We start from the raw sequence: 14,466 nt of genomic DNA on the forward strand, positions 1-14,466 counted from the left end.
GAATACTATGACACATCTCAATGAGTTATATCTTATCTTAAACAAATCTCTAAAATGGAACAAGTCACATTTAAAGTGCTTTGCGCTCATCATGCTTGTGATTATTTTAAAGCAAACATGTAATCTTTCTTCTGCATCTAAAGCCTTGCCCATCAAGTGTTTACCACAATCATTTTATCGACGTATGCAGCGCTTCTTTGCAGGTCAGTATTTTGATTATCGTCAAATTTCTCAGTTGATTTTCAATATGTTTTCATTCGACCAAGTGCAACTGACTTTAGATAGAACCAATTGGAAATGGGGAAAACGAAATATTAATATCCTGATGCTCGCAATCGTTTATCGTGGAATAGCGATACCTATCCTTTGGACATTGCTTAATAAACGTGGAAATTCAGATACGAAAGAGCGTATTGCTTTGATTCAACGCTTTATAGCCATTTTTGGTAAAGACCGTATTGTGAATGTGTTCGCAGACAGAGAGTTTATCGGTGAGCAGTGGTTTACATGGTTAATTGAACAAGACATCAACTTCTGCATTCGTGTTAAAAAAACTTCATTGTCACCAATCATTTAGGAAAGAATCATAAAATTAGTGATTTATTTCGCCATCTTAAAGTTGGTCAAATTGAATGTCGTAAACGACGGATTTTGGTTGGTCGGGTGAAACTATATATAAGTGCACTACAGTTAGAAAATGGAGAGCTTTTACTCGTCGTTTCTCCTCAGTTTAATGCCAATGCTATTCAGGATTATGCATTACGCTGGGAAATTGAAACCTTATTCAGTTGTCTCAAAGGACGCGGGTTTAATCTTGAAAATACGCGCTTGACAGACCCTAGACGAGTGAAAAAATTGATTGCGGTGTTAGCTATAAGCTTCTGTTGGTGTTACTTAACGGGTGAATGGCAACATAATCAAAAAAAAGCGATAAAAATAAAGAAGCATGGACGACTCTCAATGAGTTTATTTCGCTATGGTTTAGACTATGTTCAAATGGCGATTCAGCGTTTAATTGGTTTTGGGAAAAAAGAAGAGTTTAAGGAAATTTTGGCAATTTTAAGAAAGCAGAATCCTGATAGGATAAGGGTTCTGTGAAATTTGTCGTGTACAGAGAAATTTTTGTTAGATCAATGGGGAGATTTAACGCTCAGTGCTTTTGGTGATTTTGTGAAAAATCGTGTGAAGGATACAAAAAAATTACAGTCCTCAAATGATGGTGAATATCCAACAAATATGCCAACTAATCGCTATGGAGCAAGTTTAGAGTGGGAAAAGGATGATTATCACATGCGACTTTCCAACACTTATTATGCAAAGCCACAATACTTAGGTAAAAGTGTAAATACCGAAGTTGCATTACCTGCTTATAATTTATTAGATTTATCTTTTAGTAAGAAACTTGCATTAAAAAATGCAGAAGTTGAATTTTATTTAAATGGAACAAACTTACTGAATGAAGAAGCTAGACCTCAAAACTCGCCATTGAAATATATTGCTCCTTTGCCAGGAAGAGGGTTTCAATTGGGTATAACAATGAGTTTATAAAGCAATATTCCTTTTTGAATTGATATTAAAAAAGCCCTAATTTATAGGGCTTTTTAAAAAGTATTAATAAGCTATTTTTTACTATGAGTGTGCATTTAACAGAACTTGAATTTCAGCATCAATACGTTTTTGCATTTTCCGAATATTCTTGGTGTTAATGCTTTTAAATAAGCTTCTTATTGGAAGAAAAAGTTTTTCACCAATCCCATCAACCAAAACAAATTCAGGTTTATTATTACGGCTTTCGGTGTACATAATTCCTGCAATATTTACTTCACCATAAACAATGTGTAAGTCACAGCAAGCATCATAGAATTCAGCTAAAGCTTTAGCATGTTTATCCGTGAATTTTTTATCTCTACTTAATTCGAAAAGTGTTATGCCTTGACCATTGGGGCTTACAATTTTTTCAGTAATTAAACCCAGACCGTGAGATGTCATGGCGAAGCCATAAGGTGTTTCAATTGGGAACTGAAATTTATTGTCATGATAATTGGTTTTACAAAGCTCTAAGTATTGTAATAATTCACGACGGAATTGTTTGTACACACCATTTGATAATTTGCTTTTAAAAGTATGATTTTGCCAACCACCACCTTCACTAACTAAATCAGGATTCATAATTTTGATAATTTTATTATTATCTTCAGGATGTTGGTAAACAATTTTAGAACATCCTTGTCCTAAGCGTTGTAATTCACTTATTTGATAAATCATAAGTTTACTCGTAGTGAAATGGCACTAGATAAATCTAGAAAATACTGTAAAAGATTATGTATTATTACACTTCTATAATGCTTTATAAAGCATTAGGCAGTAGAGGACGTAATCGCTTAGCTTTAATATATTAGAGCTTATAAGCATTTTAACTGTGAAATTTAAATATAAAAAAACCGAGCTTATTAGCCCGGTTTTTTAAGTTTAGACAGTATTAGATATCTGAAAGGTCGATGCCAATACGTGCAGCAACTTCTTCATAAGCTTCAACAACACCACCTAAACCTTGACGGAAGCGGTCTTTGTCGAGTTTTTTCTTAGTTTCTTTATCCCACAAACGGCAACCATCTGGAGAGAATTCATCACCAAGAACGATGCGGTCATGGAACACACCAAATTCAAGTTTGAAATCTACAAGAAGCATGTTGCCAGTTGCGAATAATTCTTTAAGAACTTCATTTACTTGGTAAGTCAATTCTTTCATACGAGCAAGTTGCTCAGCAGTTGCCCAACCTAATGTGATTGCTTGAGACTCGTTAACCATTGGGTCACCAAGTGCATCATCTTTAAAGAATAATTCGAAAGTAGGTGGAACAAGTTCTTTACCTTCTTCAACACCTAAGCGACGGCATAATGAACCTGCAGCATAGTTACGAACTACACATTCAACAGGAATCATGTCTAACTTCTTAACCAAAACTTCTGTAGGAGAAAGAAGTTTTTCGAAATGTGTTTCGATACCAGCGGCAGCCAGTTTTTCCATGATAAAGGCGTTAAAACGGTTGTTAACCTTACCTTTTCGATCTAGTTGTTCGATTTTCTCGCCATTGAATGCAGAAGCATCATCACGAAAGACTAAAATCAGATGGTCTGCACTATCTGTTTCATAAACAGATTTTGCTTTACCAGTATAGAGCAAGGTTTGTTTTAACATGGAGGGAACCTTTTTCAAAAAAAATGCCTAGAAATGTCTAGGCTGGCCAATTTTGATAAATCTGGGCTAACAATTCTGCAGCAACTTGTTTGTCTGCAAAAGTGTTGTCAGTATTGAACACAGCGAGGCTATTACTTGAACCAACAGAAGATAGTCTTAATACGTAAGATTTTTGATCAATCTTAATTGTTACATCAGTCGCATTTTTGCTTTGAGCTACAATTGAGTGGTTAAGACTGCTAAGCGTGGCAAGTGTATATTGCCAAATTGTAGCAGAATTCCCATCAATTTTGAGCAAAGGATTTTGATTACCATCAGTTATTTGCTGAGGACGACCAATAGAGCTTTCGTTCAAATCATCTTGTGTAGTCGTTTGAGCTTGCGTAAATGTTGTTGGACGTGGAAGCGCAAAACGATTACCACGGTCATTTTCATATTTTGGTGCATTTGCAGTCGCAAGAGGATCAACAATAGGAGCAGGATACAAAGGCGTTGCTGGTCTAACCATTGAACCTTCAGGATATTGTAAAGGTTCGATTGTTGCTGTTTTTTTATAGTCCAAAGAACCATTGCCGATTCCAAGTGAACTACAACCAACCAAACTTAAAGCTGAAAGTGCAGTGACTAAACCAAAACGTATTTGCATAATATAAGCTCTTTTATTTAATGATGCCTGCCGACGTGAGTGCTTCACGAAGCGGAGTGCGATATTGTTCTGCAAGTGGGGTAAGAGGTAAACGAATCCCTGTACCAATAAGTTTCATTTCATGAAGCGCCCATTTCACAGGAATTGGGTTCGATTCACAGAATAAAATGTCATGTAAAATAGCAACCTTGCTATTTAATTGTTCTGCTTTTGAAGAGTCGCCAGTAAGCGCTGTTGCACATACTTCACTCATTTCTTTAGGCGCAACGTTTGCGGTAACAGAAATATTACCTTTAGCACCTAATGCAATAAGTTGATATGCAGTTGCATCATCACCAGAGTAAACAGTCATTGCTTTGCCATTTAAGCCAGTAATTAATTCCTGACCGCGTGGTACATCGCCAGTAGCATCTTTAATACCAACAATGTTTGGGATGTCTGCAAGACGAATAACTGTCTCATTCAGCATATCTACACCAGTACGACCCGGTACATTATATAGAATGATAGGTAAGTCTACTGCTTCTGCAATGGCTTTATAATGCTGATATAAACCTTCTTGTGTTGGCTTGTTGTAATAAGGAGTCACCAACAATGCAGCATCTGCACCAAGTTCTTTTGCTTCTTGCGTAAGTTCAATGGCTTCGCGTGTTGAGTTTGCACCAGTACCAGCAATAATCGGAATGCGTTTGTTTGCTACACGAATGATTTCTTTGATCACTTGAGTATGTTCAGCCATACTTAAAGTAGATGCTTCACCAGTTGTGCCAACTGCAACAATGCTGTTCGTGCCTTGTTCTATGTGCCACTCAACGAGCTTTTCTAGACCCTTCCAATCTACGCTGCCATCTTCTAACATTGGGGTGACAATTGCGACAATTGAGCCTTGAATGGTCTGTGCTTGCTGAGTCATTTTTAAAAAATATCCTATTTTCCCATCCACGTTATGTAGCGAAACAGAAAATGTGGATGGTTGCAGTATTTTGATTTGAGTCAAAATTCAATAATCATCATTGAATAATGCTTATGCAAATTATGACTGATTCAGTTTGTCAGAACAATAACCTTTAGTCAAAGCAATAACAAAGTTTTTAATATTTATAAAACTTTATTGAAATTATAAGTTTGATTTTAAAACGCTGTTATTTTCTTCATTAAAATGAGCCTTTTTTTAATTTTCAATTATGAAAATCCAACAAAAATATTTTGTTTTAAATCTATTCAGAGATTCATTTAAAAGTTATTTGATATTTAAATACTTATTTTTAAGATGAAATAAATCTATTTTTAGATAAAGTTGATCTTAATAGTCGGCTTAATTTGAGGTTTAATTATCGAAAATAAATCATTATTTAAGACCTTTTTAGTCTATTTAAGAAAATTATCATTATTACATGGTGATAAAATATTCTTTAATTGAGCATAAAAATTCAATATTGCTCTATCGATTTTAATTATTTATTGTTTTTAAGACTATTTATCTAATAGTAAATTAATAGAAAATTCACATGAGTTAATTTCAAATATTAAACTCTATTCCACCAATAGTTAGCTACAGTTTTATTTCAAATTTAAAGATGATGGGCACTTTCTTAACATCTAGTTTGAGTTTAACTATGGATAGTGTAAATCACCAATCCAATAAGAAGCATGCAATTGTTACAGTAGCAATCTGCTTTCTTATTGCAGTAATCGAAGGGTTAGATATTCAAGCAGCAGGGATTGCTGCGGCGGGGATTAGAGAACATTTTGGCTTAGATAGTTCTCAATTAGGCATTTTCTTCAGTGTTGGTATTTTGGGTTTATTACCAGGTGCTTTAGTTGGTGGTCGAATTGCCGATCGTATTGGTCGTAAAACTGTCCTTATTTGGTCAGTAGCTACATTTGCAGTTTTCACCTTATGTACTGTATGGGTAAATAGCTTTGGTTCTTTATTGGCAGTGCGTTTCTTAGCGGGTGCTGGTTTGGGTGCTGCAATGCCTATTCTCATTACCTTAGCATCAGAAGCAGTATCTCCACAGAACCGTGGTCGTGCTGTTGGCTTAATGTACTGTGGTATGCCTGTAGGTGCAGCAATTCTATCTTTGGTTGCAGCAACTGAATTTGGTAGTAACTGGAAAAATATTTTCTACCTAGGTGGTTTACTGCCAATCATCGTTATTCCTGTAATGATGTGGTTCTTACCTGAATCTAAAGAATACTTAAAAGCAAAAGATATTGCTGCGTCAGCGCCAGCAGCTGCTGCTGCTCAGGGCTCATTCAAAGATTTATTTAATTCTCAAAATTTAATGCGTACATTGTTCATTTGGACAAGCTACTTCTTCACATTGATGGTGGTTTACATCATGTTAAGCTGGTTGCCATCATTGTTCCAAGAACTAGGCTTTACACGTAAAGAAGGTGCAACTGCGCAGTTCTACTTCATGGTAAGTGCAACGATTGGTACAATCATTTTAGGTATGTTGACTGACCGTTGGAAGAAAGCTTATGTTATTTTGTTAATGTACGGCGGTATCTTGGCTGGTCTAATTGCATTAAACGCAGCAGGCTCATTAACACAAATGTATATGGCTTCGGCATTGGTTGGTGCATTCGTAATTGGTTGTCAAGGTGTACTTTACGCATTCGGTGGTATTGTTTATCCAACAACAGTGCGTGGCACAGGTATTGGTGTTGCTTCTGCGGTAGGCCGTATTGGCGCTATGCTTGGTCCTGCAATTGCGGGTAGCTTATTAACAGCAGGTTTTGGTGCGGCAGGTGTGATCTCAGCAGCAATTCCATGTATTATCATTTCAGCTGTAGTGATGTTGTTACTTGTTCGTAAAATGAATACAACGAACTAAGCAAAATTTTCTTAAAAGACCCGCCATGAGCGGGTCTTTTTTATTTTAGCTTTTACCCTAGGCAGTCAAATAATTTACTCGTTTAGAATAAACATAAAATTTTAAGTTATGCTTGAATACAGTCTAAACTGAGAAGAACATGGTCGGCTTATGCAAAAAAATGCAGCTTTAATTGTTGTTGATGTTCAAAATGGATTTACGCCAGGTGGAAATTTAGCTGTTGCAAATGCAGATGAAATTATTCCAAACATCAATGAAATTGCGACGTATTTTGAAAATATTATTATCACGCAAGATTGGCATCCTGAAGATCATATTTCTTTTGCCCAAAACCATGCCAATAAGAACCCTTTTGATACTGTAGAACTAGATTACGGTACGCAAGTATTGTGGCCATCGCATTGTGTGCAGGGAACTTATGATGCCGAATTGCATCCAAATTTAAAATTGCCAACAGCTCAACTTATTATTCGAAAAGGATTCCATCGTTATATCGACAGTTATTCTGCATTTATGGAAGCTGACCATAAAACAACAACAGGCTTGTCTGGTTATTTAAAAGAACGCGCGATAGACACGGTTTTCGTTGTGGGTATTGCAACAGATTTCTGTGTGGCTTGGACGGCAATTGATGCTGTAACTTTAGGTTTTAAAACCTTTGTCATTGCAGATGCGACCAAAGGAATTGATTTAAACGGTTCGCTGCAGCAAGCATGGCAAGATATGTTGGAAGCAGGTGTTCATCGAATTAATATGAAAGATTTAACAGAACAACAGGCTTAAATAAGTATCGTATTTCATGGGAATAATACAGAATTATTCCCTTTATTTTTATCTCCTAAAACCATAAATACAGGAGTAGGCGGATGTCTATTCTTTTTAAATTTACACAGTTTGTTCAAAAGACCTTTGCTTTATGGGTCATTCTTTTTTCAGGGCTTGCTCTTTATAGCCCAGAAAACTTTGTTTGGTTAAAAACCTATATTACATGGATGTTAGGCATCATTATGTTTGGTATGGGCATGACCATGACCTTGGGCGATTTTAAAAGTGTATTACAAAGCCCGAAAGCAGTCACGATTGGTGTATTTGCACAGTTTATTGTGATGCCAGCTTTGGCTTATTTACTATGTAAGCTTTTTAATTTACCTACAGAAATTGCAATTGGAGTGATTCTCGTAGGTTGTTGCCCAGGTGGCACAGCTTCTAATGTTATTACCTATATGGCAAAAGGGAATACAGCACTTTCCGTTGCATGTACTTCTGTTTCCACAATTCTTGCGCCAATTCTGACACCTGCAATTTTTTATGTTTTAGCTAGTCAGTGGATTGATATTAATGCCATGTCGATGCTGAAATCTATTTTACAAGTGGTGTTATTTCCAATTGTTTTGGGTTTACTTGTACGTGCTATTTTGAAAAACAAGGTCGATCATTATATTCAGGTTATGCCTCTAATTTCTGTAGTTGCGATTGTCGCAATTGTTGCTGCTATTATTGCAGGCAGTAAGGCACAAATTTTAGAATCAGGCTTAATGATTTTAGGCGTTGTAATTTTACATAATGGTTTAGGTTTACTTTTAGGTTTTTGGGCGGCGCGAATATTCAAATTGCCGTACACAGATTGCAAAGCAATTTCTATTGAAGTGGGAATGCAAAACTCAGGTTTAGGTGTTGCTTTAGCCGCAGTACATTTTGCACTTTCGCCAATTACAGCAGTTCCAAGTGCTATTTTTAGTTTATGGCACAATATTTCGGGTTCTGCGCTTGCAACGTATTGGGCAGCAAAATCAGATAAAATAGAAAAATAAATTTTTAGATGTAAAAAAGCCTGACATTTAGTCAGGCTTTTTTATTTTAACATCGCATATTTAAGATGCGCGAGATTGTTTTGCTTTAAGAATTTCAGTACGAATAGTTTGAGCCAATTCTGCTTGATTGCTATCCATGCCGTTAATCATAAATGCATGGCGCGTTAAAACATTGGTCGGATTTGGCAGATTCACTAATTCATAGTGCGTAGACAAATCTTTTAACAATTCGTTTGGTAGGTAAATTGCACTTTCTTTTGCTGAAAGTTGATTTACTAAACGTTCCGCAGCTTGTACTGCATTTAGCTGCATTGTTTCAACTGAAGTTGCGATAGCACAACGAGTTTGTAGAACAAAACGTTTGTCTTCGCGGTAACGCTTATACAATACTTCAGACAGAAGTTGGAACACTGTACCAATCATCGCTAAACATTCTGCAGCATTAGGCTTCTCAGAAGAAATAGTTAAAGTTGCACCATTTCGATTGAACTGCTGAACAGTTGTAATGTCGGAAACATTCAATTTGTAATGTTGAACACAAAGCTCAATACTCTTTGTTAAAAAGATTTGGCATAAATTAAAGTAAGGAATTGAAACCTTATCTGTAATTGAGTCAAGTAATTGCTTTGGATCGTAGAACTGAATATTTAAAGCAATTGCATTTTGATCTTGAGTTTCGGCTTTGAATTCTCTTGCTTTAACTAAAGGCTTCGAAAGATGCTGAGATTGCGCCAATGTTACAGCCGTATTTTTCTTTTCTTGTTCTAATGCTTGAGTCAGCATTTGAAGTTCGTGTTTTAAGCGCGCTTCATTATTAATATTTGTAAGATACTCAGTACGGCTTGGTCGAGCAATAGCGCGATACGCTAACCATAATAAGCTATGAATAAATAATGAAAATAGAATTGCCATCCATTGAGTACGTAAAATTTCACCAATACTTGGCTTAATTAACGTAATTTCAATTGTTCCGACTTTCTTTTCATTTTGTAAGGCATCACGAACAAAAATTTCACCCTGACGTGTTTTTGACATGCCGCCAGTCGCAAGCACCTGCTTATTGGCATCTAAAATACGAATAGATGCAATATTCGGGTTGGTTGCATAACGATTCGCCAACAAAGCAAGAGACACTGTATTGGCAGGATCAAGCTCAGATAAGCTGTCCGTAACCAATTGAGTTGTCATCAATTGCCCTTGATTGGCGCGGTTTTCATTTAATTGATGTGTCGTTGCAAGTACCAATAAAAAGGTATGCAAGGTAAAGCTTACAATCAGTAGGCTAGCAAATAGCCCTTGTCTAGGCGCATTCAACGTAAACTTCCAAAGTAATTCTACTTAAATTCGATTATGATTCTAACAATAGTTGTAGCTCAGACCAGAGTCAATTCATGCGTGAAATCATTCTTATATCATTTTTAGGACCTGACCAACCTAATCAGTTTACTCGATTAATGCAGGTGTTGTCCGCTCATTCCTTACAAATTCTAGATGTTGGCCAAGCCGTCATCCATAATCAACTCACTTTAGGTATTGTTGTTGCCTCTGAAGATCAGACTGCGACAGCATTAGCCATGAAAGAGATCTTAATTTTAGCACATGAAATTGGTTTAACTGTTCGCTTTAAACCAATCTTAACAACAGATTATGATCAATGGGTAAGTGAAGGCGGGCGCACACGTTATATCGTAACGGCATTAGCTCCTGAATTAAAAGCATCTCACTTACAAGCAGTGACTCAAATTGTGTCTAGCCAAGGCTTTAACATTGAAACGGTAACACGTTTATCTGGTAGACCAACCTTAGAAAATGAAGCAGTTGAGCCTAAACGAGCTTGTGTAGAGTTTGGTTTAAAAGGGCAAATGCTAGATGCGGCTGCAATGCGTGCGGCTTGTTTAAAGTTATCTAGCGAATTAAATGTCGATGTTGCTGTTCAAGAAGACAATGCTTACCGCCGTAACCGCCGCTTAGTATGTTTCGATATGGATTCAACACTAATTGAACAAGAAGTGATTGATGAACTTGCGAAAGAAGCAGGTGTAGGGGAGCAAGTTGCCGAAATTACCGAACGTGCAATGCAAGGCGAACTTGACTTCCAAAGCAGTTTCCGTGCACGTGTTGCTTTATTAAAAGGTATGGATGCTTCTGTACTTGAAAGTATTGCAGAACGTTTAACCATTACTGAAGGTGCAGAACGTTTAATTTCTACATTAAAAGCATTGGGTTATCGCACTGCAATTTTGTCTGGTGGTTTCCAATATTTTGCAGAATATTTACAAGCAAAATTAGGTATAGATGAAGTACATGCAAACATCTTAGATATTCAAGATGGCAAGGTAACAGGTGAAGTGAAAGGACATATTGTAGATGGTGCTCGTAAAGCTTTATTACTGACGAAAATTGCTGAAGAAATGGGTATTTCACTTGAACAAACAATTGCAGTAGGTGATGGTGCAAACGATTTACCAATGCTTTCAATTGCAGGCTTAGGCGTAGCATTCCGTGCTAAACCATTAGTTCGTCAAAATGCAAACCAAGCCATTTCAAGCGTTGGTTTAGATGGCGTACTTTATTTACTTGGCGTTCATGATAAAGACTTAAATCGAGCTTAATCACTGAATAGTTTGAATAAAAATACGGCAGTCATGCCGTATTTTTTTGTTTATATTTAGGTTAAAAACGAGAAGCAAGTAGCAGTTTAAAGCAAGAAAAAAATAACGATAAATGCCATCGGTAAAAAAAATTTCTGATCTAAAAAGAGCACTGTTTTTTTTGTAATGACACGCTAAGAAAGAACAGGCTTAAGTTCCCGAAAAAGTTAAAATCAAAAAAATGTAATTACAATATAATATTGCGACAATGTATGTCGCACAACCAAATAACAAGTCTTTTTTTATACAAAAAACTGCTCATAATGCTTTTCATAGAGTTTAAATATACATAGCCCATTAATCTAATTAAAGGTATTCGCGTTAGATGGGCGCTTTGTAAAAAAGCACAAATCTAACACTAACGGAGGTTTTTATGGCAACAGCAGATTTAGCAAGCATTGTCGGCATAAGCTTAGTAGCGGTTGCTTTGATTGCTGTTTTCTTCTCGCCTTATCGCCGCTGGTTAAGTTTTATGATGGCTGGAATGGTATTTTGGGGACTACTGGAAGCGGTACGTTTTAGCGTACAAACAGTATTCGAATTCCCTGTAACCTACAGTTATTTAGCTGCGATTTCATTTGCAATGGTCATGATGACAATATTGCTTTTAGTTGAAGATCGTCGCGCGGAACGAGCAGCAGTAGCAAAGCGTCGTTATATTGAGCATACTCCAGTATATGAGGACGATCAGCAGCAATATTCTAGCCGTTAAGCGAAGACTGATCTTTCTTGAAAAATGCACATTTATGTGCATTTTTTTATACCTAAAATTTATACTTTATTACGTAAAGCAGTACTGCAAAAAAAATAAGCTATGGTAGGATGTCGTAGTTCAATTTTATAAAATTACAATAGGCTTCGATGTCATGAAATTTCCTTCACTACCTGTCGTAAAACTACCACTTGTTGATGTGAGTACAGACCCACTTGATCTTATGATTGCAGGTTTGGTATTGCGTATGAAGCAATTGGCTCGTACAAGTCCTAAATTTATTGAGTTAATTCACGATAGACAGTTCCGTATTCAAATTGGCACGGACTTAGGTATGGCACGTCAAATTATTGTGAATAATGGCAAAATTGATACCGTTTCAGGAAGTGCTGAACCTGCTGATTTTACTTTGCAGTTTGCAGACAGTGAGCAAGGTGTGAAAACTTTGGCTAAAGGCGATCCATCTGTATTTATGACAGGTATGCAAAACGGCACAATTAAAATGGAAGGCGATTTCAGTTTATTGGTTTGGTTTAACCGCGTTGCTCGACTTATTCCACCAAAATTGCCAAAGCCTGTAAAAGAAAAATTGTCTTTTGCTCGTCAATTTATTAAAGAAAAAACGGGTAAATAAATCTTCTACTCCAAAGTTTCCTTTCTTTGAGAAAGTAGAAATTAGGAGAAAGCTTAATAAAAAGCCCTCTGTTGAGTAATGCCAGTCAGTTAAGAAATTGACTGGCATTTTCTTGGATATTTTTGTGCTTTAATTTTCACTACTCGCGGACATTGCCTTTGCCTTTTTTCAGGTAATACAAATATTTTAGATTGTTCAAATAATTGCGCTAAATGTTTGGGTAGGTTTCCTGCTGATTCTAAAGGTGTGTGCCTTAAGATATTGATAATACTCATGGATGCAATATGGAAACTGATCCTTAAAGGACTCACCTTTGCATGTTCAGCGATAAACCTCATCTGTCTTCTTAAGATATTATATGCAATAAATACCCCCCACAATTCTTGATAGACCAAATCAGGTTGTTTGCTTCTTAAAATCCTTGCATCCTGTAAATCACTTTTAATTTCCCGATAACACATTTCTATTTCCCAACGCTGGATATAAAGCATTGCAAGGTCTTTGAATGGATAAACTTTAGAATCTGTTAATGATGTAATGTAACATCTTATTTTCCCTGCATATTCAACTTCAATTAAACGTGCTTCCCAATAGTCACCCAATGACGGATTTATCTTTTTTGCTCTTGCTGAAACAGGCATTTTGATCTGAAAGTCATGGGCCGCATTATGATGAATCACTTCATAACGCAGGTTGTCCTTTGCTCGCATCAACCAATGACTCTCTTCTGCCTGAGATTGCCAACTCACTAAAAAATCAGCAGAGAAGTAAGCACGATCAAATAGGGTAATACTGCGAACTGGTGCTTTTAATTGACTGGCTAAGGTTAATTCACCTTGATCCATACTGCCAATTTGGGCATCAATCATTTCATGTGTATTGGTATTCACTAGGCAAGTCGCTCTGACTTGTGGGTAAGGGGCAGCTGCTGTTTTGCCTTTGGATGAACCAAAGTGCTTAAAGTTTTCTTCTGTATGAGGCATAGACCAAACCACACCATCTACAGCACAAACGCATAGACCGTGAAAGTTGCTATATTGTTGTTGTGAGTCTTTAAACCATGCCTGACTTAATGTCGAAAATAAAGCACTCATGGGTTCTAATCCTAAGCGCTGTCTTGCTTGTACGGATGCACTCGGTACACAGTATTCTGCCGTACCGAAAACAAGTTGCAATTGTTGAACCACATACCAAATCGGCTGATTTCGAAATAGAGCAAGTCCGATCACCAGCCAAACAACATGTTCAGCAGGCAGTTTTCTTTTTCGAATTGATGCTTTACCTGTTTGGTTTAAGCAATCTTCAATCCAGTTTAAATCAATCAATTCACTGAATTGTGAAAGTGAAGGTAGGGTTTGTTTTAATGTTAAATCTAGATTCTGAGATAAATTCATAAAAAAAGAGCGTATTTACATACGCTCTTTTTACAGCATTTTAACTTTTTTTGCTTAACTGACTGGCATTACGCATTTGCGGGCTTTTTTGCATATATAAGATATTGAGTTATTCAATTTCTAAGTTGAATGTTACAGGTCCATCATTGACCAAATGCACTTTCATATCTGCTGCGAAAATACCTGTTTGAACATTTTCAAACTGAGACTTTGCGTATTCAACCAATTGTTCATAAAGTTCTTTTGCATCGTTTGGTGCCATTGCAGGACCAAAGTCAGGACGTAAACCTTTTTGTGTTTGTGCCATCAAAGTAAATTGAGAAACAAGTAATAAGCCACCATTGGCTTGGGAAATATTCCAGCCCATTTTTCCTTGTTCATCATCAAAAAAGCGATATTTTAAAATTTTATCGATCAGCTTTTTGCCTTTTTCTAAATTATCTTCTTTGCCTAAACCTAGAAAAACTAGAATGCCTTTTTCAATTTCTCCTGTTGTTTCACCATCTACAACTACTTTAGCTTCAAGAACTCGTTGCAATAAAGCACGCATAACACAACCACATATGATGTTTTTTA

At 36.5% G+C, this 14,466-nt stretch carries 15 protein-coding genes; 8 read left to right on the plus strand and 7 right to left on the minus strand.

Features of this window, described 5'->3' with window-relative positions; translation table 11 throughout:
- Positions 1–7: 7 nt before the first annotated feature.
- A protein-coding gene (locus MZO21_RS00320; RefSeq protein ID WP_085940648.1) for an IS4-like element ISAba1 family transposase occupies positions 8–1,098 on the plus strand; the annotation gives its coding sequence in 2 pieces (ribosomal slippage) (positions 8–548 and positions 548–1,098; 1,092 coding nt in all).
- A gap of 24 nt (positions 1,099–1,122) precedes the next feature.
- Entirely contained in the window at positions 1,123–1,548 is a 426-nt protein-coding gene (locus tag MZO21_RS00325) for a TonB-dependent receptor (RefSeq protein WP_248103988.1), read from the plus strand.
- An 81-nt stretch (positions 1,549–1,629) separates the two neighbouring features.
- Here the strand turns inward: MZO21_RS00325 and MZO21_RS00330 are convergent, their stop codons facing one another.
- From MZO21_RS00330 to dapA, 4 genes are all read right to left on the minus strand, one after another.
- Positions 1,630–2,265 carry a YrbL family protein gene (locus MZO21_RS00330; RefSeq protein WP_248103985.1) on the minus strand — a complete coding sequence of 212 codons (636 nt, stop codon included), beginning with the start codon at positions 2,263–2,265 and terminating at the stop codon, positions 1,630–1,632.
- A 214-nt stretch (positions 2,266–2,479) separates the two neighbouring features.
- Positions 2,480–3,199 carry a phosphoribosylaminoimidazolesuccinocarboxamide synthase gene (purC, locus tag MZO21_RS00335; protein ID WP_248103982.1) on the minus strand — a complete coding sequence of 240 codons (720 nt, stop codon included), beginning with the start codon at positions 3,197–3,199 and terminating at the stop codon, positions 2,480–2,482.
- Positions 3,200–3,236: 37 nt separating this feature from the next.
- Positions 3,237–3,845, minus strand: coding sequence for a DUF3568 domain-containing protein (locus MZO21_RS00340; RefSeq protein ID WP_248103980.1), 609 nt, complete (start codon positions 3,843–3,845; stop codon positions 3,237–3,239).
- A 13-nt stretch (positions 3,846–3,858) separates the two neighbouring features.
- Positions 3,859–4,758, minus strand: a complete 900-nt coding sequence (gene dapA / locus MZO21_RS00345; RefSeq protein WP_248103977.1) for a 4-hydroxy-tetrahydrodipicolinate synthase — start codon at positions 4,756–4,758, stop codon at positions 3,859–3,861.
- 649 nt (positions 4,759–5,407) lie between these two features.
- Between dapA and mhpT the strand changes: the two genes are divergently transcribed.
- The 3 genes from mhpT (at position 5,408) to MZO21_RS00360 (ending at position 8,499) form a co-directional block, all read left to right on the plus strand.
- The gene (mhpT, locus tag MZO21_RS00350) at positions 5,408–6,688 is read left to right on the plus strand and encodes a 3-(3-hydroxy-phenyl)propionate transporter MhpT (protein ID WP_348983942.1); all 1,281 of its coding nucleotides are present in this window, start codon (positions 5,408–5,410) and stop codon (positions 6,686–6,688) included.
- A gap of 150 nt (positions 6,689–6,838) precedes the next feature.
- Complete coding sequence (pncA, locus tag MZO21_RS00355) at positions 6,839–7,471, plus strand: bifunctional nicotinamidase/pyrazinamidase (protein ID WP_248103974.1); 633 nt, start codon at positions 6,839–6,841, stop codon at positions 7,469–7,471.
- Positions 7,472–7,554: 83 nt separating this feature from the next.
- The gene (locus MZO21_RS00360; RefSeq protein ID WP_248103971.1) at positions 7,555–8,499 is read left to right on the plus strand and encodes a bile acid:sodium symporter family protein; all 945 of its coding nucleotides are present in this window, start codon (positions 7,555–7,557) and stop codon (positions 8,497–8,499) included.
- Positions 8,500–8,559: 60 nt separating this feature from the next.
- On the opposite strand, the gene MZO21_RS00365 is transcribed toward MZO21_RS00360, so the two are convergent.
- Positions 8,560–9,813 carry a hypothetical protein gene (locus tag MZO21_RS00365; protein WP_248103968.1) on the minus strand — a complete coding sequence of 418 codons (1,254 nt, stop codon included), beginning with the start codon at positions 9,811–9,813 and terminating at the stop codon, positions 8,560–8,562.
- Positions 9,814–9,890: 77 nt separating this feature from the next.
- Here MZO21_RS00365 and serB point away from each other — a divergent pair, with 77 nt between their 5' ends.
- The 3 genes from serB to MZO21_RS00380 all read left to right on the plus strand — a co-directional run bounded on the left by serB (position 9,891) and on the right by MZO21_RS00380 (position 12,496).
- Positions 9,891–11,111 (plus strand): phosphoserine phosphatase SerB, encoded by a 1,221-nt coding sequence (serB, locus tag MZO21_RS00370; protein WP_248103965.1) that lies wholly within the window; start codon positions 9,891–9,893, stop codon positions 11,109–11,111.
- A 412-nt stretch (positions 11,112–11,523) separates the two neighbouring features.
- A complete protein-coding gene (gene aciT / locus MZO21_RS00375; protein ID WP_248103962.1) occupies positions 11,524–11,862 on the plus strand; it encodes a ciprofloxacin tolerance protein AciT in 339 nt (112 codons plus the stop codon).
- A 154-nt stretch (positions 11,863–12,016) separates the two neighbouring features.
- Positions 12,017–12,496, plus strand: coding sequence for an SCP-2 sterol transfer family protein (locus MZO21_RS00380; RefSeq protein ID WP_154773295.1), 480 nt, complete (start codon positions 12,017–12,019; stop codon positions 12,494–12,496).
- 89 nt (positions 12,497–12,585) lie between these two features.
- Here the strand turns inward: MZO21_RS00380 and MZO21_RS00385 are convergent, their stop codons facing one another.
- On the minus strand, positions 12,586–13,890 hold the full coding sequence (locus MZO21_RS00385; protein WP_248104251.1) for an IS4 family transposase: 1,305 nt from the start codon (positions 13,888–13,890) through the stop codon (positions 12,586–12,588).
- A 109-nt stretch (positions 13,891–13,999) separates the two neighbouring features.
- Positions 14,000–14,440 carry a D-aminoacyl-tRNA deacylase gene (gene dtd, locus MZO21_RS00390; protein ID WP_248103011.1) on the minus strand — a complete coding sequence of 147 codons (441 nt, stop codon included), beginning with the start codon at positions 14,438–14,440 and terminating at the stop codon, positions 14,000–14,002.
- Between the last annotated feature and the right edge of the window lie 26 nt (positions 14,441–14,466).

The organism is Acinetobacter portensis (assembly GCF_023158935.1).
Lineage (GTDB): Bacteria > Pseudomonadota > Gammaproteobacteria > Pseudomonadales > Moraxellaceae > Acinetobacter > Acinetobacter faecalis.

Coding starts and splice junctions, on each gene's coding strand:
- MZO21_RS00330 (WP_248103985.1), bottom strand. CDS start 2,265: ATGATTTATCAAATAAGTGAATTACAACGCTTAGGACAAGGATGTTCT.
- purC (WP_248103982.1), bottom strand. CDS start 3,199: ATGTTAAAACAAACCTTGCTCTATACTGGTAAAGCAAAATCTGTTTAT.
- MZO21_RS00340 (WP_248103980.1), bottom strand. CDS start 3,845: ATGCAAATACGTTTTGGTTTAGTCACTGCACTTTCAGCTTTAAGTTTG.
- dapA (WP_248103977.1), bottom strand. CDS start 4,758: ATGACTCAGCAAGCACAGACCATTCAAGGCTCAATTGTCGCAATTGTC.
- pncA (WP_248103974.1), top strand. CDS start 6,839: ATGCAAAAAAATGCAGCTTTAATTGTTGTTGATGTTCAAAATGGATTT.
- MZO21_RS00360 (WP_248103971.1), top strand. CDS start 7,555: ATGTCTATTCTTTTTAAATTTACACAGTTTGTTCAAAAGACCTTTGCT.
- serB (WP_248103965.1), top strand. CDS start 9,891: ATGCGTGAAATCATTCTTATATCATTTTTAGGACCTGACCAACCTAAT.
- aciT (WP_248103962.1), top strand. CDS start 11,524: ATGGCAACAGCAGATTTAGCAAGCATTGTCGGCATAAGCTTAGTAGCG.
- MZO21_RS00380 (WP_154773295.1), top strand. CDS start 12,017: ATGAAATTTCCTTCACTACCTGTCGTAAAACTACCACTTGTTGATGTG.
- MZO21_RS00385 (WP_248104251.1), bottom strand. CDS start 13,890: ATGAATTTATCTCAGAATCTAGATTTAACATTAAAACAAACCCTACCT.
- dtd (WP_248103011.1), bottom strand. CDS start 14,440: ATGCGTGCTTTATTGCAACGAGTTCTTGAAGCTAAAGTAGTTGTAGAT.